Source organism: Amycolatopsis suaedae, from assembly GCF_004214935.1.
Classification (GTDB): Bacteria; Actinomycetota; Actinomycetes; order Mycobacteriales; family Pseudonocardiaceae; genus Amycolatopsis; species Amycolatopsis suaedae.
The window spans coordinates 288,054-311,378 of the sequence record NZ_SFCC01000008.1 but is presented as its reverse complement, the minus strand read 5'-3'; the positions used below and the strand labels follow the sequence as shown (position 1 = coordinate 311,378).

At 70.0% G+C, this 23,325-nt stretch carries 19 protein-coding genes; 13 read left to right on the top strand and 6 right to left on the bottom strand.

What is annotated here, in order from left to right:
- Positions 1-4: 4 nt before the first annotated feature.
- From EWH70_RS17890 to EWH70_RS17855, 8 genes are all read left to right on the top strand, one after another.
- Complete coding sequence (locus EWH70_RS17890) at positions 5-2,017, top strand: NPCBM/NEW2 domain-containing protein (RefSeq protein WP_420809070.1); 2,013 nt, start codon at positions 5-7, stop codon at positions 2,015-2,017.
- Positions 2,018-2,283: 266 nt separating this feature from the next.
- On the top strand, positions 2,284-3,417 hold the full coding sequence (locus EWH70_RS17885; protein WP_420809074.1) for a BMP family lipoprotein: 1,134 nt from the start codon (positions 2,284-2,286) through the stop codon (positions 3,415-3,417).
- Between the two features lie 81 nt (positions 3,418-3,498).
- Positions 3,499-5,058 carry an ABC transporter ATP-binding protein gene (locus EWH70_RS17880; RefSeq protein WP_130476545.1) on the top strand — a complete coding sequence of 520 codons (1,560 nt, stop codon included), beginning with the start codon at positions 3,499-3,501 and terminating at the stop codon, positions 5,056-5,058.
- Complete coding sequence (locus tag EWH70_RS17875; RefSeq protein ID WP_130476544.1) at positions 5,055-6,152, top strand: ABC transporter permease; 1,098 nt, start codon at positions 5,055-5,057, stop codon at positions 6,150-6,152. Before EWH70_RS17880 ends, EWH70_RS17875 begins: the two co-directional genes overlap by 4 nt.
- A 53-nt stretch (positions 6,153-6,205) precedes the next feature.
- Positions 6,206-7,411, top strand: coding sequence for an ABC transporter permease (locus EWH70_RS17870; protein WP_130476639.1), 1,206 nt, complete (start codon positions 6,206-6,208; stop codon positions 7,409-7,411).
- Positions 7,398-7,790, top strand: a complete 393-nt coding sequence (locus EWH70_RS17865) for a cytidine deaminase (RefSeq protein ID WP_130476543.1) — start codon at positions 7,398-7,400, stop codon at positions 7,788-7,790. Before EWH70_RS17870 ends, EWH70_RS17865 begins: the two co-directional genes overlap by 14 nt.
- A complete protein-coding gene (locus EWH70_RS17860) occupies positions 7,787-9,076 on the top strand; it encodes a thymidine phosphorylase (protein ID WP_130476542.1) in 1,290 nt (429 codons plus the stop codon). The genes EWH70_RS17865 and EWH70_RS17860 overlap by 4 nt, the downstream gene beginning before the upstream one ends.
- Positions 9,077-9,209: 133 nt before the next feature.
- Positions 9,210-10,178, top strand: coding sequence for a hypothetical protein (locus tag EWH70_RS17855; protein ID WP_240687040.1), 969 nt, complete (start codon positions 9,210-9,212; stop codon positions 10,176-10,178).
- A gap of 83 nt (positions 10,179-10,261) precedes the next feature.
- Here the strand turns inward: EWH70_RS17855 and EWH70_RS17850 are convergent, their stop codons facing one another.
- A complete protein-coding gene (locus EWH70_RS17850) occupies positions 10,262-11,359 on the bottom strand; it encodes a coiled-coil domain-containing protein (protein WP_130476541.1) in 1,098 nt (365 codons plus the stop codon).
- A gap of 234 nt (positions 11,360-11,593) precedes the next feature.
- Between EWH70_RS17850 and EWH70_RS17845 the strand changes: the two genes are divergently transcribed.
- Entirely contained in the window at positions 11,594-12,709 is a 1,116-nt protein-coding gene (locus tag EWH70_RS17845) for an adenosine deaminase (RefSeq protein WP_130476540.1), read from the top strand.
- A gap of 45 nt (positions 12,710-12,754) precedes the next feature.
- Here the strand turns inward: EWH70_RS17845 and EWH70_RS17840 are convergent, their stop codons facing one another.
- Positions 12,755-14,002, bottom strand: a complete 1,248-nt coding sequence (locus EWH70_RS17840; protein WP_130476539.1) for a primosomal protein — start codon at positions 14,000-14,002, stop codon at positions 12,755-12,757.
- 109 nt (positions 14,003-14,111) lie between these two features.
- On the opposite strand from EWH70_RS17840, the gene EWH70_RS17835 reads away from it, so the two are divergent.
- The 3 genes from EWH70_RS17835 to EWH70_RS17825 all read left to right on the top strand — a co-directional run bounded on the left by EWH70_RS17835 (position 14,112) and on the right by EWH70_RS17825 (position 18,664).
- The gene (locus tag EWH70_RS17835; protein ID WP_130476538.1) at positions 14,112-16,637 is read left to right on the top strand and encodes a DEAD/DEAH box helicase; all 2,526 of its coding nucleotides are present in this window, start codon (positions 14,112-14,114) and stop codon (positions 16,635-16,637) included.
- A gap of 86 nt (positions 16,638-16,723) precedes the next feature.
- Positions 16,724-17,977 carry a cytochrome P450 gene (locus tag EWH70_RS17830; protein WP_240687050.1) on the top strand — a complete coding sequence of 418 codons (1,254 nt, stop codon included), beginning with the start codon at positions 16,724-16,726 and terminating at the stop codon, positions 17,975-17,977.
- A 51-nt stretch (positions 17,978-18,028) separates the two neighbouring features.
- Positions 18,029-18,664, top strand: a complete 636-nt coding sequence (locus EWH70_RS17825) for a TetR/AcrR family transcriptional regulator (RefSeq protein WP_130476636.1) — start codon at positions 18,029-18,031, stop codon at positions 18,662-18,664.
- Here the strand turns inward: EWH70_RS17825 and EWH70_RS17820 are convergent.
- From EWH70_RS17820 to EWH70_RS17805, 4 genes are read right to left on the bottom strand one after another with little or no spacing between them, the layout of a single operon-like run.
- A complete protein-coding gene (locus EWH70_RS17820) occupies positions 18,653-19,519 on the bottom strand; it encodes an aldehyde dehydrogenase family protein (protein WP_130476537.1) in 867 nt (288 codons plus the stop codon). The two genes, EWH70_RS17825 and EWH70_RS17820, sit on opposite strands and share 12 nt — an antisense overlap.
- Positions 19,512-20,945, bottom strand: coding sequence for an aldehyde dehydrogenase family protein (locus EWH70_RS17815; protein WP_130476536.1), 1,434 nt, complete (start codon positions 20,943-20,945; stop codon positions 19,512-19,514). The genes EWH70_RS17820 and EWH70_RS17815 overlap by 8 nt, the downstream gene beginning before the upstream one ends.
- A complete protein-coding gene (gene deoC / locus EWH70_RS17810; RefSeq protein ID WP_130476535.1) occupies positions 20,945-21,919 on the bottom strand; it encodes a deoxyribose-phosphate aldolase in 975 nt (324 codons plus the stop codon). Before deoC ends, EWH70_RS17815 begins: the two co-directional genes overlap by 1 nt.
- 55 nt (positions 21,920-21,974) lie before the next feature.
- Positions 21,975-22,598, bottom strand: coding sequence for a DUF1707 SHOCT-like domain-containing protein (locus EWH70_RS17805; RefSeq protein ID WP_130476635.1), 624 nt, complete (start codon positions 22,596-22,598; stop codon positions 21,975-21,977).
- A 100-nt stretch (positions 22,599-22,698) separates the two neighbouring features.
- Here EWH70_RS17805 and upp point away from each other — a divergent pair, with 100 nt between their 5' ends.
- Positions 22,699-23,322, top strand: a complete 624-nt coding sequence (gene upp, locus EWH70_RS17800) for a uracil phosphoribosyltransferase (protein WP_130476534.1) — start codon at positions 22,699-22,701, stop codon at positions 23,320-23,322.
- Positions 23,323-23,325 lie beyond the last annotated feature (3 nt).

Here is a 23,325-nt window from a genome sequence, read left to right as displayed (position 1 = left end):
CGCAGTGTTTCCACTGGCACGCAAGATGATCGCCGCCGTGGCCTCCGCCGCGACGGTGCTGGGACTGACCGTCGCGACGGCCACGCCCGCCACGGCGCTGCCCGACGGGCTGGCGCTCACGCCGCCCATGGGATTCAACAACTGGAACACCACCGGCTGCGACATCGACGAGAAGATGATCCGGGACATGGCCGACATCTTCGTCCGCGACGGACTGCGCGACGCCGGCTACCAGTACGTCAACGTCGACGACTGCTGGGCCGCGCCGGAGCGCGACCCGGTCACCAAGCGGTACCTGCCCCATCCGACCCGGTTCCCCAGCGGCATCAAGGCGCTGGCCGACTACGTGCACGCCCGGGGCCTGAAGTTCGGCATCTACACCAGCGCGGGCACGCTGACCTGCGCGAAGACCATGCCCGGTTCGCTGGGGTTCGAGGAGATCGACGCGCAGACGTTCGCCGACTGGGGCGTCGACTACCTCAAGTACGACAACTGCAACAACCAGGGCGTCGACGCGAAGCTGCGGTACACGACCATGCGGGACGCGCTGAAGAAGACCGGGCGGCCCATCGTCTACTCGCTGTGCGAGTGGGGCGAGAACAAGCCGTGGGAGTGGGGCGCCGACGTCGGTCACCTGTGGCGAACCACCGGTGACATCAACGACACCTGGAGCAAGACCGTCGACATCTTCAAGCGCAACGCCCCGCTGGCGCGCTACGCCGGGCCGGGGCGCTGGAACGACCCGGACATGCTGGAGGTCGGCAACGGCGGCATGACCACCACCGAGTACCGGTCGCACTTCGGGCTGTGGGCGATGATGGCCGCACCGCTGCTGATCGGCGCCGACCTGCGGGAGATCTCCCGCGAGCATCTGGACATCCTGCGCAACCGCGAGGTCATCGCCATCGACCAGGACAAGCTCGGCGTCCAGGCCAGGGTGCTGTCCAGCGAGAACGGCCTGTGGGTGCTGGCCAAGCCGCTGGCCGGCGGCGACGTCGCGGTCGCGTTGTTCAACGAGACCGAGGCCAACGCCCGGATCTCGACCACGGCGCGGGCCGCGGGGCTGCCGCAGCGGCCCGGCTACCAGCTGCGCGACGTCTGGACCGGCAGGAACTACCAGAGCGCCGGTGTCATCTCGGCGGTCGTCGCGCCGCACGCCACCACGATCTTCCGGGTGAAGGCCGACGCGCTGGGCTGGCCATTGCGGGAGCCGCTGGTCAGTGCCGGGCTGGAGCTGACCGCGCCGGCGCCGGGCGTGCCGGGCAACCTGACGCCCGCGGGCATGCCGTTCGATGCGACGGTCTCGGTCACCAACCACGCCGTGGTGCCGGTGCTGCGGCCGCGGGCGACGCTGACCGCCCCGGCGGGGTGGCGGGTCGAGCAGGTCAGCGGTCCCGCGCTGCCGGTCGTCGGGACCGGTCAGTCGGCCGTGGCGAAATGGCGGGTCACCCCGCCCGCCGGAGCGGAGGGGACGACGGCGGTGCTGCGCAGCGGTACCGAGTACACGGTGCTCGGCCGCGGCCGGGTGACCGCCGCGGAGGAGACCACGCTGTCGGTGCCGAAGCCGGTGCCGCAGGGGGTGAGCGCGCTCAGCGACGTGGCGTGGGCCTACGCCAGGAACGGCTACGGCCCGCCCGAGCGGGACATGTCCAACGGCAGCGTCCCGGCAGGCGACGGCAAGCCGCTGACGATCAACGGCGTCCGGTACGCGAAGGGCATCGGGGCACATGCGGTCAGCGAGATCGTGTTCTACCTCGGCGGGCGGTGCCGGTCGCTGGTCACCGACGTCGGCATCGACGACGAGCGTGAGCCGCGCCAGCAGGGGTCGTCGGCGTTCCAGATCTGGGCCGACTCCCGCAAGGCCGCCGAGACCGGCGTCCGCACCTGGCAGGACCCGGCGATCGGCATCAGCGGTGACCTCACCGGCGCGCGGTTCCTGCGCCTGTCGGTCACCGACGGTGGCGACAACAACTCCTACGACCGCGGTGACTGGGCGAATCCGGTCCTGACCTGCTGATCTGGTCACAGCACCGGAAGGCCACCTTCGGTACGTCCCCCGTGCCGGAGGTGGCCTTCACTGGCTCACATAGCGTGAGCGGGCGAACGCGGGGAGGCTCCTGAGCAAACATTTGGGTCACGTAGCGTGCCTTCGTTGTGTCCTCGGAATGGCCGTTGGGTACGGTTCGCCAGTCGAACCCGGCATTGGTGCCGGGTGTTCTCAGGCACCGTTGTGACAGGCAGCGGGGAGGGAGAAGCACCGTGCGCGGTACAACCACACGCACGATGGCGGCGGCCGCGCTGGCCGGAGTGCTGGCGCTGGCCGGATGCGCCAAGGATTCCGGAAACACCGGCTCGAACAACGCCGCCCCCCAGGACCAGGGCTCGCAGCAGACCTGCGCGACCGCCCCGGCCCCGCCCGCCGCGGCCCCGGCCGCCAGCAGCTCGGCGGACGCCGGCGAGAAGGTCGACGCCAGCGCGCTGCGGGTCGGCCTGGCCTACGACGTCGGCGGGCGCGGCGACGCCTCGTTCAACGACGCGGCCGCGGCCGGTGTCGACAGGGCGAAGGCCGAGTTGGGCGTGAAGGACGCCAACGAGAGCACCGCGACCGCCAGCGAGAGTGAGGACTCCAAGGCCCAGCGCCTCACCCAGATGGCGACCGCCGGGTACAACCCGATCATCGGCGTCGGCTTCGCCTACGCCAAGGCCGTCGAGGCCGTCGCGCCGAAGTTCCCGAACGTCAAGTTCGCCATCATCGACGACGACTCGGTCAAGGCCCCGAACGTCACCCCGCTGGTGTTCGCCGAGGAGCAGGGCTCGTTCCTGGCAGGCGTGGCCGCGGTCTACAAGAGCAAGTCGTGCCACATCGGCTTCGTCGGCGGCGTCGACACCCCGCTGATCCAGAAGTTCGAGGCCGGTTACCTGCAGGGCGCCAAGGCCGCGTCGAGCAAGGTCAAGATCGAGGACGAGTACCTCACCCCGGCGGGCGACATCTCCGGCTTCAACGACCCGGGCAAGGGCAACATCAAGGCCAAGGCCCAGATCGACAAGGGCGCCGACGTCATCTACCACGCCGCGGGCGCCTCCGGTAAGGGCGTGTTCGACGCGGCGAAGGCGTCGGGCAAGGCCAAGGCCATCGGTGTCGACTCCGACCAGTACAACCAGAAGAACGTCGCCGAGGTCAAGGACGTCATCATGACCTCGATGATCAAGCGGGTCGACGTCGCGGTGTTCGAGTACATCAAGGCGGTCGCCAAGAACGACCTGTCGCAGCTGCCGAAGCGGTTCGACCTGAAGGTCGACGGCGTCGGGTACTCGACCTCCGGCGGCATGGTGGACGACATCAAGGCCATCCTCGACGGCTACAAGCAGCAGATCATCGACGGCAAGATCCAGGTGTCGGACAAGCCGCAGAAGTAGCTGGCAGGCACGACAAACCCGTGTGGGGCTCGGGAAGGTGATCCCTTTCCCGGGCCCCATACGTGATTTCGAAGGTGAGGCATGAGCGATCCCGAACCCGCGCCCGAGCGCGGCGAACCGGTCGTCGAGCTGTCCGGCATCACCAAGCGTTTCCCCGGCGTCGTGGCGAACTCCGACGTCAACCTCACCGTGCACGCCGGTGAGGTGCACGCGGTCTGCGGGGAGAACGGTGCCGGCAAGTCGACGCTGATGAAGATCCTGTACGGGATGCAGAAGCCCGACGAGGGCACGATCTCGATCAACGGGAAACCGGTCGACTTCCGCAACCCGCACGACGCGATCCGCGCCGGTGTCGGCATGGTGCACCAGCACTTCATGCTCGCCGACAACCTGACCGTCCGGGAGAACGTGCTGCTCGGCGCGGAGAACCTGCACGGCATCGGGCGCGCGGCCACCCAGCGGCTGGCCGAGCTGGCCGAGCGCACCGGGCTGAAGGCCGAGCCGGACACGCTGCTGGAGCGGCTCGGCGTCGCCGACCGCCAGCGGGTGGAGATCGTCAAGGTGCTCTACCGCGGCGCGCGGATCGTCATCCTGGACGAGCCGACGGCCGTGCTGGTGCCGCAGGAGGTCGACGCGTTGTTCGACACCGTGCGGCAGATGCAGAAGCAGGGCTTCACCTTCATCTTCATCTCGCACAAGCTCGACGAGGTGCGGGCCATCGCGGACACGGTCACCGTGATCCGGCGCGGCACCACGGTCGGCACCGCCGACCCGAAGACGATCAGCTCCCGCCAGCTCGCCGAGATGATGGTAGGCAGCGAGCTGCCCAGCCCGGAGACCCGTGAGTCGACCGTCACCGACCGCGACGTGCTGCGCGTGTCCGAGTTGCGACTCGACGCCGAGGGCTCCGACCGCGCGGTGCTCGACCACATCTCGTTCACCGTGCGGGCCGGTGAGGTGCTCGGCGTCGCCGGTGTCGAGGGCAACGGCCAGACCGAACTGGTCGAGACCATCATGGGCATGCGCAAGGCCGCGTCCGGCACGATCGAGCTGGTCGACGCCGACGGCAACGCCCGCGACCTGACCAAGCTGGGCACGCTGGCCCGGCGGGAAGCTGGCATCGGCTACATCGCCGAGGACCGCACCCGGCACAGCCTGCTGCTGACGCAGCCGCTGTGGGCCAACCGGGTTCTGGGATACCAGACTCGGCCTCCGGTCTCGAAAGGACAGTTGCTCGACATCGCCGGGGCCCGGGCCGACACCGAGCGGATCGTGCGCGAGTACGACGTCCGCACGCCCGGCATCGACGTCCCGGCGGCGGCCCTGTCCGGCGGCAACCAGCAGAAGCTGGTGGTGGGCAGGGAACTGTCCGGTGAGCCGGTGCTGCTGATCGCCTCGCACCCGACCCGCGGCGTCGACGTCGGCGCGCAGGCGCTGATCTGGGAGCAGATCCGCACCGCCCGCGCGCGGGGGCTCGCGGTGCTGCTGATCTCGGCCGACCTCGACGAGCTGATCGGCCTGTCCGACACGATCCGCGTCATGCTGCGCGGCAGGCTGGTCAGCGAGGCCGACCCGGCCACGGTCACCCCGCAGGAGCTGGGCTCGGCGATGACCGGCGCGTCGGTGGAGGAGGGCGAATGAGTACCTGGCGCGCGAAGCTCCTGCCGCCGCTGCTGGCGATCGCGTTCGCGGTCCTGATCAGCTCGGTCGCGCTGCTGATCTCCGGTGCCGATCCGCTGAACGCGTTCGGCACCATGCTCTCCCAGCTGTTCGCCGGGACCACCGCGGTCGACACGGTGAACCTGGCCAGCACGTACTACCTGGCTGGGCTGGCGGTGGCCATCGGCTTCCAGATGAACCTGTTCAACATCGGCGTCGAGGGCCAGTACCGGTTCGCCGGGGTGATCGCGGCCATCGTCGGCGGGGCGTTCGTGCTGCCGCCGGTGATCCACGCGGTGTTCATCATCGTGGTGGGTGCGCTGGCCGGTGCCCTGTACGCGGCGATTCCGGCGATTCTCAAGGTTACCCGCGGGGTCAGCGAGGTCATCTCGACGATCATGCTGAACTCGATCGTCATCGGCATCGTCGCCTACCTGATCGACGACGAGCAGTTCGGTGAGCAGATCGGCAACAACGTCGCCACCAAGGAGATCCAGCCGTCCGGGCTGATCCCCGGCATCCCGCTCGGCGCGGCGGGCACGATGTTCGGCTTCGTGCTGATCGCCGCGGTCGTCGGCGCGGCCTACTGGTTCATGCTCAACCGCACCCGGTTCGGCTTCGAGCTCAAGGCCAGCGGCGAGTCCACGACGGCCGCCGCCGCGGGCGGGGTGAACTCGAAGAAGATGACGTTGATCGCCATGCTGCTCTCCGGCGCGGTGGCCGGTCTGGTCGCGCTGCCCGAGCTGCTCGGCCGCGACCATGTCTACGCCATCACCGCCACCACCGGCTACGGCTTCACCGGCATCGCGGTCGCGCTGCTCGGCCGCAACCACCCGGCCGGTATCGCGCTGGGCGCGTTGCTGTGGGCGTTCCTGGACAAGGCCGCGGTGTCGCTGGAACAGATCCAGGTGCCGAAGGAGATCGCGACGATCATGCAGGGAACGATCGTGCTGTCGGTCGTCGTCGCCTACGAGATCGTGCGCCGCGCCGACCTCGCCGCCGAGCAGCGGCGCGTCGGCAGGGCGCTGGCGGGTAACGGCAAACGCTCCAGCGTCAGCGAAGGAGGTGCGGTGTGAGCACGCTGACCGGTTCCACTCCGGCGACCCTCACGGAGCCGCCGAAGCGGCGCATGCCCGGCTGGGCGCGTGGCGTGCTGTGGGCCGTCATCGCCATCGGTGTGCTGTCCACGACGTCGTACCTGACCGGCGAACCGGGGCTGACCTCGTCGAACACCTCGCAGGTCGCGCTGCGACTGGCGCTGCCGATCCTGCTGGCCGCGCTCGGCGGGCTGTGGGCCGAACGCGCCGGTGTGATCAACATCGGCCTCGAGGGCATGATGATCCTCGGCACCTGGGGTGCCGCGTGGGGTGCCTACTACGGCGGTCCGTGGGCCGGTCTCGGCGCCGCGATCGTGTTCGGCGCGCTGGGCGGGCTGCTGCACGCCGTCGCCACGGTGACGTTCAACGTCAACCACATCGTGTCCGGTGTGGCGATCAACCTGCTCGGGCTGGGGGTGGCGAAGTACCTGGCCAGCCTGGTGTTCGAGCCGCTGTCGGGTAACCCGAAGGAGTCGCCGAGGGTGCCGAAGTTCGACACCTATTCCGCGACGTTCCTCTCCGACTGGCTGGGCGAGCTGGAGGCCGGGCAGCGGGTGGTGATCTCCGACGTCGCGGGCATCCTGCGCGGGCTGATCACGCAGGTGTCGCCGCTGGCGATGATCGCGCTGCTGCTGGTGCCGGTGAGCTACCTGGTGCTCTGGCGGACCCGGTTCGGCCTGCGGCTGCGCTCCTGCGGGGAGAACCCGGTGGCGGCCGAGTCGCTGGGTGTCAACGTGTACGTGCACAAGTACAGCGCGCTGGTCATCTCCGGCGGGTTCGCGGGCATGGGTGGCGCTTCGCTGGTGCTGCTCAACGGCGGCGCCGACTATCTGGAGAACCAGACGAACGGCCGTGGCTTCATCGGCCTCGCGGCGATGATCTTCGGCAACTGGCGGCCCGGTGGTCTGCTCGGTGGTGCTGCGTTGTTCGGTTACGCCGACGGCCTGCAGCTGTCCGGCGGCGGCACGCTGGTGCTGGCGTTGCTGTACGGCGCGGTGATCCTGCTCGGCGTGATCGTGGTGGTGCAGCTGATCCGGCGGCAGTGGTTCGCCGCGGCGATGGCCGTCGTCGGCGCCGGGATCCTGTACTTCATCTACTGGTCCAACGACGAGCTGCCCGAGCAGCTGATCCCGTACTCGGCGCACTTCGTCACGATCATCGTGCTCGCCGTGGCGTCGCAACGCCTGCGGCCGCCACGGTCGATCGGCAAGCGGTACCGGCGAGGTGAAGGTGACTGACTGGGAGCTGCTGCGGTCGGAGGCGGTGCGGGCGGCGAAGTCCGCGTACGCGCCGTACTCCGGCCTGCATGTCGGCGTCGCCGGGCTGGTCGACGACGGCAGGGTCGTGCTGGGCTGCAACGTGGAGAACGCCTCGTACGGCCTGGGGCTGTGCGCGGAGTGCACGATGGCGGGGCAGCTGCGGCTGTCCGGTGGCGGGCGGCTGGTCGCCGTGGCCTGCCGGAGCGGCGACGGTGAGCTGCTGATGCCGTGTGGCCGGTGCCGTCAGATCCTGTTCGAACTGGGCGGCGCCGAGTGCGAAGTGGACACTCCGCGGGGCATCCTGCCGATGCGGGAGGTTCTGCCGGACGCGTTCGGACCGGAGGACCTGCCGTCGTGAGCACCGAACCGTTCGCCGCCGTCGACGTCATCCGCGCGAAGCGGGACGGCGGCAGGCTCAGTGACGAGCAGATCGACTGGGTCGTCGATGCCTACACGCGCGGGGTCGTCGCCGAGGAGCAGATGTCGGCGCTGGCGATGGCGATCTTCCTGCGCGGGATGGAATCGTCGGAGATCGCCCGGTGGACCGGGGCGATGATCGAGTCCGGTGAGCGGCTGGAGCTGGCCGTCGACCGGCCGACGGTGGACAAGCACTCCACCGGCGGCGTGGGTGACAAGATCACGCTGCCGCTGGCGCCGCTGGTCGCCGCGTGCGGGGCCGCCGTGCCGCAGCTGTCCGGGCGCGGGCTGGGCCACACCGGTGGCACGCTGGACAAACTGGAGTCCATCCCCGGCTGGCGAGCCGAGTTGTCCACTGAGGACATCCGAAAGCAACTGTCCGAAGTGGGCGCCGTGGTGTGTGCCGCGACGCCGGCCCTGGCGCCGGCGGACCGCAAGCTGTACGCGTTGCGGGACGTGACGGCCACCGTCGAGTCGGTGCCGCTGATCGCCAGCTCGATCATGAGCAAGAAGATCGCCGAGGGGTCGGCGGCGCTGGTGCTGGACGTCAAGGTGGGGTCCGGGGCGTTCATGAAGACGCCCGAGGACGCTAGGGAGCTGGCGGCGGCGCTGGTCGAGATCGGTGCCGCGCACGGCGTGGCGACGACCGCGCTGCTGACCGGCATGGGCACGCCGCTGGGCCGGGCCGTCGGCAACGCGGTGGAGGTGGCCGAGTCGGTCGAGGTGCTGCGTGGCGGTGGCCCGGCCGACGTCGTGGAGCTGACCGTCGCGCTGGCGCGGGAGATGGTCGCGCTGGCGGGCCTGGACGCCGATCCGGCGGCGGTGCTCGCCTCGGGACAGGCGTACGAGACGTGGTGCCGGATGATCACCGCCCAGGGCGGTGACCCGGAGGCTCCGCTGCCTCGTCCTTCTTGTGTGGAGGTGGTGGAGGCGCCGCGGTCGGGTGTGCTGTCGTCACTGGACGCCTATGCGGTCGGTGTGGCGGCCTGGCGCCTCGGCGCCGGCCGGGCCCGCCGGGAGGACCCGGTGCAGCACGCGGCCGGGGTGCTCTGCCTGGCGAAGCCGGGGGAGCGGGTGGAGGCCGGGCAGCCCCTGCTGGAGCTGCACACCGACACCCCCGAGGCGATCCCGTCGGCCCGCGAGGCCCTGAAGGACGCCGTCGCCGTGTCCGACGCACCCCCGCTCCCCACCCCGCTGGTCCTGGACACCCTCCGCGCCGTCCTGTGATGCCGTGAAGGGGGCCCTCACGGCATCAGACGCCGTGAGGGCCCCCTTCACGGCATGGGGAGTTGCCCACAGGGGTGCGGTTGTCCACAGGCGGGCAGATCAGTTTCCCCCGGGGCGCTGAAACCGGCGCACTATGGCTGCTGTGATCAAAAAAGGAAAATGGACGGCCAGCCCGCGACTGCTCGCCGAGCGCAGTCGCCTGGGTGTCATCAGGGTCGCCACACTGGAAGCGCTCGGCATGGACAGCAAGACCGCCTACCGATGGTGTCTGCCGGGAGGCCCGTGGCAACGCCTCCTGCCAGGGATCATCCTGCTGCACAACGGCGAGCCCAGCGCCGATCAGCGGGCCGTCGCGGCATTGATGCACGGTGGGGTCGAATCACAGGTGACCGGTGTCGAAGCTTGCCGAAGACATGGGCTCAGACCCCGGCAACTCCCGGACACCGACGACATCCACCTGCTGGTCCCCCACGACCGGCAGGTCCGAAGCAGCGGCTACGTCACCATCGAGCGCACCAAGCGGTTGCCCGCGCCAGTCACGCGTGGCGGAATCCCTCTCGCGCCCCTGGTGCGGGCGGTCACCGACGCGGCTCGCCGGCTGCGGGACGAGAAGCAGGTGGCAGGCTTGTTGATCGAGGGTATTCAGCGGGGCCGATGTGACCCGAAGTCACTCGCCAGGGAGGTCGAGGCCGGTACGAAGCGTGGGACCGCTCTGCCCCGGCGCCTGCTCGCTGAGATCGACAGCCTTCGTTCGGTCGCCGAGCTGCACGCGCGTGAGGTGGCCGGTCGAATGCGGGTGCCGCCGACGCACTGGAACGCGGCTGTTCACGGTCCGTCGGGTCGTTACCTCGGAAGGCCGGACGCGTGGTGGGACGAAGTCTGTCTGGCCTGGGAGATCGACTCCTTCGACTTCCACTTCTTCCGCGACGGATACGCACGCACCCTGGAACGAAATGTCCGGTACGCCGGGGCGGGGATCACCGTCGTGCAGACACTGCCGTCACGGCTGAGATCCGACCCGGCTGGGGTCCTGGCGGAGCTGGAAGCGGCCTACAACACGGCCGCCGCCCGCCCGCGTCCGGATGTGACGCTCGCGGCCTGACCCGAATGCCGTGAAGGGGGCCCTCACGGCATCAGATGCCGTGAGGGCCCCCTTCACGGATTAAACAGGAAAGCGAGCCGGGGTCAGGAGTCGGAGGACTCGCTGCCGGAGTCGCCGGACTTGCTCTTGGCGTCGGCGGCCTTGGGGGCGCGGCCGTTGCGCTGGCGGCGCGGCTGCCGCGGCGCCGGGGGCGCGGCGGCGATCACGGGCTGGGCGGCGGCGGGGCCGCCACCGAGCATCAGCTCGGCGAACGTGGCCATGGCCTCGTCGAGCTGACCGCCGATGCGCCGCTCGGACTCCTCGTTGCTCTTGCGCACCAGCGAGGTGACCGAGTCGGTGTCCGGGCGGGCCGACAGGGTGCCCTCCACCTTCGACAGGCCGGTCTTGAGCGTGCCGTCCAGGTCGCCGAGCTGCGCGGCGAAGCCGTCCTCGACCTTGTCCAGCCTGCCGGCCAGGTCGTCGAGCCTGCTGGTGACCTGCTCCAGGCGGTCGCCCAGCTTGTCGAGCCGGTCGGAGGCGTCGACCATCTCGCCGGTCTCGGCCAGCGCGGTCTTGAGGGCCTCGGTGTTGGCGCCGATCCGCTCCTTGGTGGAGCTGTCCAGCGCGTCGACGCGGGAGCGCAGGTCGGCGTCGCCGGCGTCGATCCGCTCACGCAGCGTGGCCTCGGCCTGCTCGATGCGCTCACGCACCGGGCCGTGGACGGCCGCGGGCAGCGAGTCGAGCTTGCCGTCCTGCTTGTCCAGGTGGCCGCCGAGCTCGTCCAGCCTGCGGTGGATGTTCTGGAGCTTGTCCTCCAGCCCGTCCATCCGGCCGGCGACGCCCTCGAAACGGGCACCGACACCGTCGAGCCTGCCGTCGAGCTGCGCGAACGGCTTCGCCAGCTTGTCGACGATGCTCTCCACCGACCGCGCGAGTGCCGCGATGGCGTTGTCCTGGGCCTCCAGCCGCGACATCGCCTCGTCGAGGCGCTCGGCCAGCACGCTGACCTCGGTGCGGTCAGGCAGCTCGGACAGCCGCTTGCGGACGGCGCCCAGCGAGTCGACCGGCGCCAGCCTGGCGTAGATGTCGTCGAGGGCGTCGAAGATCTGCTGCTGTTCGCTCTCCCTGACCTCGGCCGCGCGCACCAGCATGTTGCGCATTCGGTCGAAGGACGGGGCCCCGATGTGGTTGTCTGTGGTCACTGCGGTGTCCTCCGTCAGTGGGGAAGGGACTACAGCGAGCTTAGCGACCGCCCAATTGCTCTCAGTGGCGCCCCCGGTGAATTGCAATGGAGCAACTCATCTCTATGGCCGATTCCTGGGCTTGATCGACAAAGCTCACGGTGAAGTCGAACGTGAGAGTTACGTCGGTGTAGGTGACGAGACTACACCGCGCGGACCTGCGTTCGGAGCGGCCGCTCGGAGTACCGTTGGCCCATGTCAACCTCGCCGAACCCCACCCTCGACCTGGAAACCATCCGCCGCGCCCCCAAGGTGCTGCTGCATGATCACCTGGACGGTGGCCTGCGGCCGCGTACCGTCGTGGAACTGGCCGAGGCCACGGGCTACAGCGCGCTGCCGACCACCGACGTCGACGACCTCGGCAGGTGGTTCCGGCAGGCCGCCGACTCCGGCTCGCTGGAGTCCTACCTGGAGACGTTCGCCCACACCTGCGGCGTGATGCAGACCGAGGACGCGCTGGTCCGCGTCGCCGCGGAGTGCGCGGAGGACCTCGCGGCGGACGGTGTCGTGTACGCCGAGGTCCGCTACGCACCGGAACTGTTCGCTGACGGAGGGCTATCGCTCGAACGAGTGATTGAGGCTGTGCAGGCCGGGTTCGCCGAGGGTGAGCGACGGGCCGCGGCCGCGGGCACGCCGATCCGGGTCGGCACGCTGCTGTGTGCCATGCGTCAGCACGCCCGCGCGCAGGAGATCGCCGAACTCGCCGTGCGTTATCGGGACGGCGGCGTCGCCGGTTTCGATATCGCCGGACCGGAAGCCGGATATCCGCCCACCCGCAACCTGGACGCGTTCGAATATCTGCGCACGAACAATGCGCATTTCACTATTCATGCCGGCGAGGCATTCGGTTTGGCGTCCATTTGGGAGGCTATTCAGCACTGCGGTGCCGAACGCCTCGGGCACGGCGTCCGCATCATCGACGACATCAAGGTCGGCGCGGACGGCGAGGCGCAACTGGGCCGCCTGGCCGGATATGTGCGCGACCGGCGTATCCCGCTGGAGCTGTGCCCGTCGTCGAATGTCCAGACCGGAGCGGCGCCGTCGATCGCCGAGCATCCCATCGGACTGCTCACCAAGCTGCGGTTCCGGGTCACGGTCAACACCGACAACCGGCTGATGAGCGGTTGCACGGTCTCCAGTGAGTTCGCCGCACTGACGGAGGCGTTCGGATACGACCTCGCCGACATGCAGTGGTTCACCATCAATGCGATGAAGTCCGCATTCCTCGACTTCGATCGCCGCCTCGACCTGATCAACACCGTGATCAAGCCGGGTTACGCCAAGCTGGCGAGCGAAGCTTCGACCGGGTGATCGAAGCTCACACCTTCGTGGGCGCAGCGGGTGCGCTGACTCCGGTCAGTGCACCCGCAGGCGGTCCTCGAACGCCTCGACCAGCTTGCGCCACTCGCCCTGCTCCGCGTCGAACGGCGCGCTCGGGGCCAGGCGGTTCGGGTCCGGCTTGAGGACGTAGGACACCAGCCAGCCGAGGCTCTCCGAAGTGGACAGTGCCTCCTCGACGTCCTTGTCCTCGGCCCACTCGGCGGCGTCGGTGAGCAGTTCGACCGCCAGCTCCAGCTGGGTCGGGTCGATGGCCTCCGGCCCCTCGGCGATGTCGTCGTCGAGACCGGACAGCTGGTAGGTGTTGTCGTCGTCGACCTCGACCTCCAGCTCACCGCCGGTGGCCTTGGTCAGCACCTCGTCCCAAGTGGACACCTCGGCGAGGTCGGTGCCTGCGAAGTCCTTGCCGTCGACCAGCGCGCGCTGCAGGGCCTTGGCCGAACGGAAGACGTCGACGCGGCCCGCGGAACCGAGGAAGATCGGCTCGTCGTCGAGGTAGCAGCGCAGGGTGTAGTACTCGTCCGAGCCGATCACGATCTTGATCGGGTCGATGCCGACCTCGGCCCAGAAGCCGGTGCGCTCCTCGGCGACCTCGTCGGAGTCGGCGTCGCTGTCCAGGTCCTCGTCGACGGCGTCGACGCCCGCCTCGGCCTCCGCCGACTCCTCCAGGAACGTCGCCAGCTCCTCGGCGGTCTGCTCGAGCAGCTTCTGGTCGACGTCGGGAACGGTCACCAGCTGGTCGATCGCGTCGAGGACGCTGTCCCACTTCTCCGAGACGGTCTCCGACAGGTCGGTCCACAGCCGCTCGCCCTCGCGGCCGGTGAACGGCAGGCGGCCCTGATCCAGCAGCGAGAAGCCCTCGCAGCCGTCGAGCACCTCGTGGACGTCGTCCAGCTCGCAGACGTCGGCGAGCGACCGGACGATGCCGACGATCTCGGCCAGCTCGGCGATGGTCCAGGAGTCCGGCTCCTCGGCGACCAGCTCCGGCACGCCCACCAGGTCGTAGGAGTGGTCGTCGTCGGGGATCAGCTCGGGGACGTTGAGCACCGGCACGGTGTTCCACGCGGGATGGTCGGCCAGATCGTGCTCGCCGGAGGTGCGCACGAACGCCGCCAGGTGGGCGGCGTCGGGAAAGGCGTACAGGTCCTCGTCGTCACCGAGGAACGCCTCCCACTCCTCGCCGTCCTCCCGCCAGCGTGGCGCCCACAGGGTGACCAGGTCGCCCTGCGGCAGCCCGAGCTCGATCGGGATGATGTCCTGTGCCATTTACCGTCCTCCGGATTACCACGCGCGACATGCGCAGCCTACGGGTTCCGTGCCGCAGCCGCGATCACCCCCGGCCACCTCGATGCCGGATGAGACAATTGGCGTCCTGATGACTCCTCTAGCCGACGCCGTCCCCGCCCAGCCCGATCCCGACTCCCTGTTCGAGGCGTTCTCCGACTGGGCGTCCGGGCGGGACCTGCAGCTGTACCCGGCGCAGGAGGAGGCGCTGATCGAGGTGGTGTCGGGGGCCAATGTCATCCTGTCGACCCCGACCGGATCCGGCAAGAGCCTGGTGGCGGTCGGTGCGCATTTCACGGCACTGGCGAACGGCGTACGCAGCTTCTACACGGCGCCGATCAAGGCGCTGGTCTCGGAGAAGTTCTTCCAGCTGATCGAGATCTTCGGCGCCGACAACGTCGGCATGATGACCGGCGACTCCAGCGTCAACCCGGATGCCCCGATCATCTGCTGTACCGCTGAAATCCTGGCCAACGTCGCGTTGCGCTTCGGTGCGGACGCCGACGTCGGCCAGGTCGTCGCCGACGAGTTCCACTTCTACTCCGAGCCCGACCGCGGCTGGGCCTGGCAGGTGCCGCTGCTGGAGCTGCCGAACGCGCAGTTCGTGCTGATGTCGGCGACGCTGGGCGACGTCACGTTCTTCGAGAAGGACCTGACCCGGCGCACCGGCCGGTCCACCGCGGTGGTGACCTCGGCCCAGCGGCCGGTGCCGCTGACCTTCCGCTACGCGCTCACCCCGCTGCACGAGACGATGTCGGAGTTGTTGAACGGCGGCCAGGCGCCGGTGTACGTGGTGCACTTCTCGCAGGCCGCCGCCGTCGAGCGGGCGCAGGCGCTGATGAGCATCAACGTCTGCGGCAAGGCCGAGAAGGCCGCGATCGCCGAGCAGATCGGCGAGTTCCGGTTTTCCGCCGGGTTCGGCAAGACGCTGTCGCGGCTGGTCCGCCACGGCATCGGGGTGCATCACGCCGGCATGCTGCCCAAGTACCGGCGGCTGGTCGAGCAGCTGGCGCAGGCCGGGCTGCTCAAGGTGATCTGCGGGACCGACACCCTCGGCGTCGGCATCAACGTGCCCATCCGCACGGTGGTGTTCTCCGCGCTGACCAAGTACGACGGCGTCCGCCAGCGCCACCTCAAGGCCCGCGAGTTCCACCAGATCGCCGGCCGGGCGGGCCGGGCCGGGTACGACACCGACGGCTACGTCGTCGTGCAGGCGCCCGACCACGTCATCGAGAACGCCAAGGCGCTGGAGAAGGCCGGTGACGACCCGAAGAAGAAGCGCAAGATCGTCCGCAAGAAGGCGCCGGAGGGGTTCGTCAACTGGACCGACAGCACCTTCGAGCGGCTGGTGGCCGCGGCGCCCGAGCCGCTGACGTCCAGCTTCACGGTGTCGCACTCGATGCTGCTCAACGTCATCTCCCGGCCGGGCAACGCCTTCGAGCACATGCGTCACCTGCTGGAGGACAACCACTCCGACCGGCCCACGCAGCGGCGGCTCATCCGCAGGGCCATCGCGATCTACCGCGCGCTGCTGGCCGCGGGCGTGGTGGAGCGGCTGCCCGAGCCGGACGCCGAGGGGCGGATCGTGCGGCTGACCGTCGACCTGCAGTTCGACTTCGCGCTCAACCAGCCGCTGTCACCGTTCGCGCTGGCCGCGATCGAGCTGCTCGACCCGGAGTCGCCGTCCTACGCGCTCGACGTCGTGTCCATTGTGGAATCCACGGTGGACAACCCGCGACCGGTACTGTCCGCGCAGCAGTTCAAGGCCCGCGGCGAGGCCGTGCAGGCGATGAAGGCCGAGGGCATCGAGTACGACGAGCGGATGGAGCTGCTGGAGGAGGTCACCCACCCCAAGCCGCTGGAGGACCTGCTGCTGGCCGCGTACAGCCGCTACCGCCAGGGGCATCCCTGGGTGGATGACTACGAGCTGGCGCCGAAGTCGGTCGTGCGCGACATGTACGAGCGGGCGATGAACTTCACCGAGTACGTCGGCTTCTACTCGCTGGCCCGCTCGGAAGGGCTGGTGCTGCGCTACCTCGCCGACACCTACGACGCGCTGCGGCACACGGTGCCCGACGAGGCCAAGACCGAGCCGCTGCAGGACCTCATCGAGTGGCTGGGCGAGCTGGTACGCCAGGTCGACTCCAGCCTGCTCGACGAGTGGGAGGCGCTGCGTCACCCGGAGCAGGAGGGCCCGGTGCCGACGGCGCCGCCGGAAGGGCCGCCCCCGGTCACCCGCAACGAGCGGGCGTTCCGGGTGCTGGTGCGCAACCAGCTGTTCCGCCGCGTCGAGCTGGCCGCCCGCCGGGACTGGGACGCGCTCGGCGAGCTGGACGGTGCCGCCGGCTGGGACGCGCAGGCGTGGGCCGAGGCCATGGCGGACTACTTCGAGCAGCACGACGAGCTGAGCACCGGGCCGGACGCCCGCGGGCCCGCGCTGCTGCTGATCGAGCGCGAGCCCGAGGTGTGGCGGGTCCGGCAGATCTTCGACGACCCGGACGGCGACCACGACTGGGGGATCAGCGCGGAGGTCGACCTGGCGGCGTCGGACGAGGCGGGCGCCGCCGTGGTCCGGGTCGTGACCGTCGACCAGCTCAGCGGGTTCGCTTCCGTGTGACATCAGGGACAAATGGGGGGTATACCCCAGGGTTGTCTCAGCTTGGGTGAGGTACGTTCCGCAGAGTGAGGAACCTACGCTCCTATATCTCCAGGTGGCTGGGTCGCCGGTACATCGCGCGGACGCAGAAGAAGGGGTTCGACCTCTCCAACATGTCGTTCCTCCCGGACTCGGCGCTGCTGCCGCTGAAGCGGGACGGGCTCGACCCGGTGGACGAACTGCGGCGCGTGCGGGAGAGCGAGCCGGTCAGCGAGATCCCGCTGCCGTTCGGGATGAAGGCCTGGCTGGTCACGGGGTACGACGAGGCGAAGGCGGTCCTGGGGGCCGCCGACGCGTTCAGTAACGATTTCACGAACCTCATCGGAACGGCCGGTGCCACCGACGAGCAGAACCCGGGCGGGCTGGGGTTCGCCGACCCGCCGGTGCACACGCGGCTGCGGGGCCTGCTGACGCCCGAGTTCACCATGCGCAGGCTGAACCGGCTGACGCCGCGGATCAACGAGATCGTCAACGAACAACTGGATTCGATGGCGAACAAGTCCGGCCCGGTCGACCTGATGCAGGACTTCGCGCTGCCGATCCCTTCGCTGACGATCTGCGAGCTGCTCGGTGTGTCCTATGAGGACCGCGACGACTTCCAGCGGCTGAGCACGGCCCGCTTCGACCTGTTCGGTGGTGCGACCGCTTCGCTCGGCGCGATCTCCGAATCGCTGTCCTACCTGCTGGAGATCGTCAAGAAGCAGCGCGAGGAGCCCGGCGACGGCCTGCTCGGCATGATCGTCAAGGAACACGGTGACGAGGTCTCCGACCGTGAGCTGGCGGGGCTGGCCGACGGTGTGCTCACCGGCGGGCTGGAGACGACCGCCAGCATGCTGGCGCTGGGTGCCATCGTGCTGCTGCGTGACCAGGAACACTTCCAGCGCATCCACGACGACGACAAGGCCATCAACCCGTTCGTCGAGGAGCTGCTGCGGTACCTGACCGTGGTGCAGGTGGCGTTCCCGCGCTTCGCCAGGCATGAGGTCGAGGTCGGCGGCGTGACGATCGGCAAGGGCGACATCGTGGTGGTGTCGCTGTCCGGTGCCAACCGGCACGCGTCGGTCGGCGCGGACGCGGAGTCGTTCGACCCGTCCCGCAAGACCTCGCCGCACCTGGCGTTCGGCTGGGGTGTGCACCGGTGCATCGGCGCCGAGCTGGGCAGGATGGAGCTGCGTGCGGCCTACCCGGCCCTGGTGCGACGGTTCCCGAAGCTCCGCCTGGCCACCGACCCGGACGAGCTGACCTACCGCAAGGTGTCCATCGTCTACGGAGTGGACACGCTGCCGGTTCTCCTCGACTGAGTTCAAGCGGAAGTAAGGCTTCCGCTAAGTCGGGGTGTAAGAATGCTCGCCATGACCGTCGAGCAGCCCACCAGCCTGCGGGCTGACGCGCGCCGTAACCGCGACCAGATCCTCGCCTCGGCGCGGGTGCTGTTCGCCTCGCACGGGGCCGAGGTCCCGATGGAGGAGATCGCCAGGCACGCCGGTGTCGGGGTTGGCACGCTGTACCGCCGGTTCCCGGACCGCGAGGCGCTCATCCGGGAGGTGGCGCAGGAGGCGTTCGGCACGGCCTGCGTCGGCGGCAGGGAGGCGCTGGCGGAGGCGGCGACGGCGTGGGACGCGCTCGTCCGGTTCCTCAACTACAGCCGCGAGGTCAAGCTCAGCGTCCAGCTGGCCATGCACTCGCCGGTCGCGCAGCGGGTGCTGGAGGAGGACCCGCGCACGGTCGGCTACCGCGACGAGCTGCTGGCGATCCTGGACGAGATCGTCCGCGCCGCGCAGGCCGAGGGCACCCTGCGGGCCGACGTCGGCACCGGTGACATCGCGATCATGTTCTCGACCCTGCTGCGCCAGCTCGCGTTCCGGGATTCGGAGCTGGCGCAGCGGTCGACGGCCCGCAGCCTGGCGCTGATGCTGGACAGCCTGCGGGCCGAGGGCGCCACGCCGCTGCCCGGCAGCCCGGTGACCAGCGCGGAGCTACTGGCCTAGCGGGTGCCAGACGGTCTTCGGCTCCAGGTAGCGGCGTAGCCGCGCGATGTCCGGCCGGTCGGTCCAGGACGGCTCGTCCTCCGGCACCGACAGGACCCGCTTGACGGTGCCGGCGGCCTCGCGGGCCAGCCCGGCCCGGTCCTCCGGTGCCGCGCCCGTCGGGTCCAGCGCGTTGACGTCGCCGTGGGCGGCCAGCCAGCTGCCCAGCTCCGCGGCCCGGCCGGTGAGGATGTTGACCACCCCGCCAGGGACGTCGGAGGTGGCCATGACCTCGGACAGCGTGATGGCGGGAAGCGGGCGGTCGGCGCTGGTCACCACGACCGCGGTGTTGCCGGCGGCCAGCACCGGCGCGAGCACGCTGACCAGGCCGAGCAGCGACGAGCGCTGCGGCGCGAGGACCGCGACCACGCCGGTCGGCTCGGGCACGGTGAACGAGAAGTACGGCCCCGCCACCGGGTTCGCCGCGCCGAGGACGGTGGCGATCTTGTCGGTCCAGCCCGCGTACCAGACCCACCGGTCGACGGCGGTGTCCACGAGCGACTGCGCGGCCTTGGCCGAGACGCCCTCGGAGGCGGCGACCTCCGCGGCGAACTGCTCGCGGCGGCCCTCCATCACCTCGGCCACCCGGAACAGCACCTGGCCGCGGTTGTAGGCGGTGGCGGCCGACCAGCCGCCGAACGCCTTGCGCGCGGCCACCACGGCGTCGCGGACGTCCTTGCGGGACGCGTGCGCGGCGTTGGCGAGGAAGCCGCCCTTGGCGTCGGTGACCGGGTAGGAACGACCCGACTCCGAGCGCGGGAACTTCCCGCCGATGAACAGCTTGTAGGTCTTGGCGACAGCGAGACGATCAGACATCGAGGTAGGCCTCCAGCCCGGTCCGTCCGCCCTCGCGGCCGAAACCCGACTCCTGGTAGCCGCCGAACGGCGCGGCGGGATCGAAGCGGTTGAACGTGTTGGCCCACACCACGCCGGCCCGCAGCTGGTTGGCCATCCACAGGATGCGCGAGCCCTTCTCGGTCCAGATTCCGGCGGACAGGCCGTACGGCGTGTTGTTCGCCTTGGTCACCGCCTCGTCCGGGGTGCGGAACGTCAGCACCGACAGCACCGGGCCGAAGATCTCCTCGCGGGCGATGCGCATGGACTGGTGGACGTCGGAGAACACCGTCGGGGCGAAGAAGAAACCACGCTCGGGCACCGGGCACGGGCTGGTCCAGCGCTGGGCGCCCTCGCTGTCGCCGGACTCGACCAGCTCACGGATCTTGGTCAGCTGCTCCGCCGAGTTGATGGCGCCGATGTCGGTGTTCTTGTCCAGCGGGTCGCCAAGGCGCAGCGTGGACACCCGGTACCGCAGCTTCGCCAGCAGCTCGTCCACAATGGACTCCTCGGCCAGCAGCCGGGAACCCGCGCAGCAGACGTGGCCCTGGTTGAAGAAGATGCCGTTGACGATGCCCTCGACCGCCTGGTCCAGCGGCGCGTCGGCGAACACGACGTTGGCCGCCTTGCCGCCCAGCTCCAGCGTCAGCTTCTTCGGCGTTCCGGCCACCGAGCGCTGGATCAGCTTGCCGACGTCGGTCGAGCCGGTGAAGGCGATCTTGTCGATGCCCGCGTGGTTGACGATCTCCGCGCCGATGTCGCCCGCGCCCGGCAGGATGTTGACCACTCCCGGGGGCAGGCCGGCCTGCTGGCAGATCTCGGCGAACACCAGTGCGGTCAGCGGCGTGGTCTCGGCCGGCTTGAGCACGACCGTGTTGCCGGTGGCCAGGGCCGGGGCGATCTTCCAGGCCAGCATCAGCAGCGGGAAGTTCCACGGGATGATCTGGCCGGCGACGCCCAGCGGCTTCGGGTCGGGGCCGTAACCGGCGTAGTCGAGCTTGTCGGCCCAGCCGGCGTGGTAGAAGAAGTGCGCCGCCGCCGTCGGGATGTCGGCGTCGCGGGACTCCTTGATCGGCTTGCCGTTGTCCAGGCTCTCCAGCACCGCCAGCTCACGGGCGCGTTCCTGGATCAGCCGGGCGATGCGGAACAGGTACTTCGCGCGCTCGGCGCCCGGCATCTTGCGCCACACCCGGTCGTAGGCCCGGCGCGCGGCCTTCACCGCGGTGTCCACATCGGACGCCGAAGCGGTGGAGACCTCGGCGAGGACCTCCTCGGTGGCCGGGTTGATGCTCTTCAGCGGCTCGCCCGAGCCGTCGGCGAACTCGCCGTCGATGAACGGCCGGTAGTGCGGCTTGAGGTTGGCGATGTCGCGCGACTCCGGCGCCGGCGCGTACTCGAAAACTGGCATCAGTCCACCGTCACGTAGTCGGGGCCGCTGTAGTGGCCGTCGGTCTGGGTGCGGCGCTGCAGCAGCAGGTCGTTGAGCAGGCTGGACGCGCCGAAGCGGAACAGCGCCGGGTCCAGCCACTGCTCGCCGGCTACCTCGTGCACGGCGACGAGGTAGCGGATGGCGTCCTTCGTGGTGCGGATGCCGCCGGCCGGCTTGACGCCGCGCAGCTGCCCGGTGCGGGTGTGCCAGTCGTGCACGGCCTGCAGCATCACGTGGGTGACCGGCAGCGTCGCGGCGGGGGAGACCTTGCCGGTGGAGGTCTTGATGAAGTCGCCGCCGGCCAGCAGCGCCAGCCAGGAGGCGCGGCGCACGTTGTCGTAGGTGGCCAGCTCGCCGGTCTCCAGGATGACCTTGAGGTGTGCGTCGCCGCAGGCCTGTTTGATCACCTGGATCTCCTCGAAGACCGCGCCGTAGCGGCCCTCCAGGAACGCGCCGCGGTCGATGACCATGTCCACCTCGGTGGCCCCGGCCTCGACCGCCATCGCCACGTCGGCCAGCTTGATCTCCCGGCTGGAGCGTCCGGAGGGAAACGCGGTGGCCACGCTGGCCACGCCGATGCCGGTGCCCTGGAGTGCCTCCACGGCGGTGGCGACCAGGTCGGGGTAGACGCACACGGCGGCCACCCGCGGCGTGTCCGGGCGCTCCGGGTCGGGCCGCTTGGCCTTGGCGGCCAGCGCGCGGACCTTGCCGCGGGTGTCGGCGCCCTCCAGCGTGGTCAGGTCGACCATGGAGATGGCGGTGTCGATGGCCCAGAGCTTGGCCGCCTTCTTGATGCTGCGGGTGGCCAGGCCGGCGGCCCGCTGCTCGACACCCACCTGGTCGACGCCGGGCAGGCCGTGCAGGAAACGGCGCAGGCTGGTGTCGTCGCGGGTGGCGTCGGCCAGCTGCGCGGGCAGCGGCGGGGTGTCCGTCGCCGTTGACGTAGCGGTCATGCCAGCGAGTCTAGGCCGTGCGCTGACGTGCCGGGCTGTGCCTTAGGCGAGCGGCTCAGCCCTCGAGCTGCTGCCTCGGCTGTTTGCGGGGCTTGCGGTGCACGGTAACCGCGCCCCAGAAGGCGAAGCCGGTCACCTTGACCACCGGGGCGTCGGGCGGGGCGTCGGCCAGCTCGCCCTTCTCGACGGACTCGAAGGCACCCATGAACCCGATGCCGGTGACGTCGACCACGACGTCGTCGGGCACGGTGATGTCGACCCCGCCCATGATCGCCACGGCGTTGATCGTGGAGTGACGCTCGGCGAAGCGCGCGCTGGTCAGGTCGATCTCGACGCCGCCCCAGAAGGCGAAGCTGTTGTGCGTCGGCGGCAGCACCCAGTTGCCCTTGCGGGTGGCGCCGGACATGACCGCGACCGAGTTGGTGGAGCCGGGCGTGCCGCCGATCCGGTTCGCCACCGTGCTCGGGGTGGCCGGCTGGATCGCGGCCGACGCCGGGGACGCCGGTACCACGGTGGCGCCGGGCAGGTCCTGCACCGTCGGCTGCAGGTCGGCCAGCGTCTTGGCGGCGTAGACGTCGCCGAGCCGCTCCTCCAGTTCGGTCATCGTGATCCGGCCCTCGCCCATGGCCTGGTGCAGGATCTGCGCCACGCGCTCACGGTCGGCGTCGGACGCCCGCATCTGGGACGGTTCGGGAAGCTCGCTCACCCGGCGAAGCCTATCGCGGGGACGCGCCCAGCGGACTCCATCCTTCAGACGACTCCGGGATAAGTTGTCCACCATGGACGTCCAGGTTGTCGAGCACCCGCTGGCCAAGGCCCGCCTGTCCACGATGCGCGACGCGCGCACGGACAGCGCCGCGTTCCGCGCGGCCCTGCACGAGCTGACGGTGATGCTGGTCTACGAGGCCACCCGCGACGCCGAGGTACGCACCGAGCGCATCCACACGCCGGTGGCCCGCACCGACGGCTACCGCCTGGCCAACCCGCCGCTGCTGGTGCCGGTGCTGCGGGCCGGGCTCGGCATGGCCGACCAGGCACACAAGCTGATCCCGGACGCCCAGATGGGCTTCGTCGGCCTGGCCCGGGACGAGGAGACGCTGCAGCCGACGCCGTACATGGTCTCGCTGCCGGAGTCGCTGGCCGACCGGCCGGTGCTGGTGCTCGACCCCATGCTGGCCACCGGCGGGTCGATGGAGTACACGATCCGGCTGCTCACCGGCCGCGGCGCCACCGACGTGACGGCCATCTGCGCGCTGGCCGCGCCGGAGGGCATCCGGCACCTGGAGGAATCGGGCCTGCCGGTGCGGGTGGTCACGGCCAGCATCGACGAGCGGCTGAACGACTCGGGCTTCATCGTCCCCGGCCTCGGCGACGCGGGCGACCGCCAGTACGGCGCCGTGTGACCG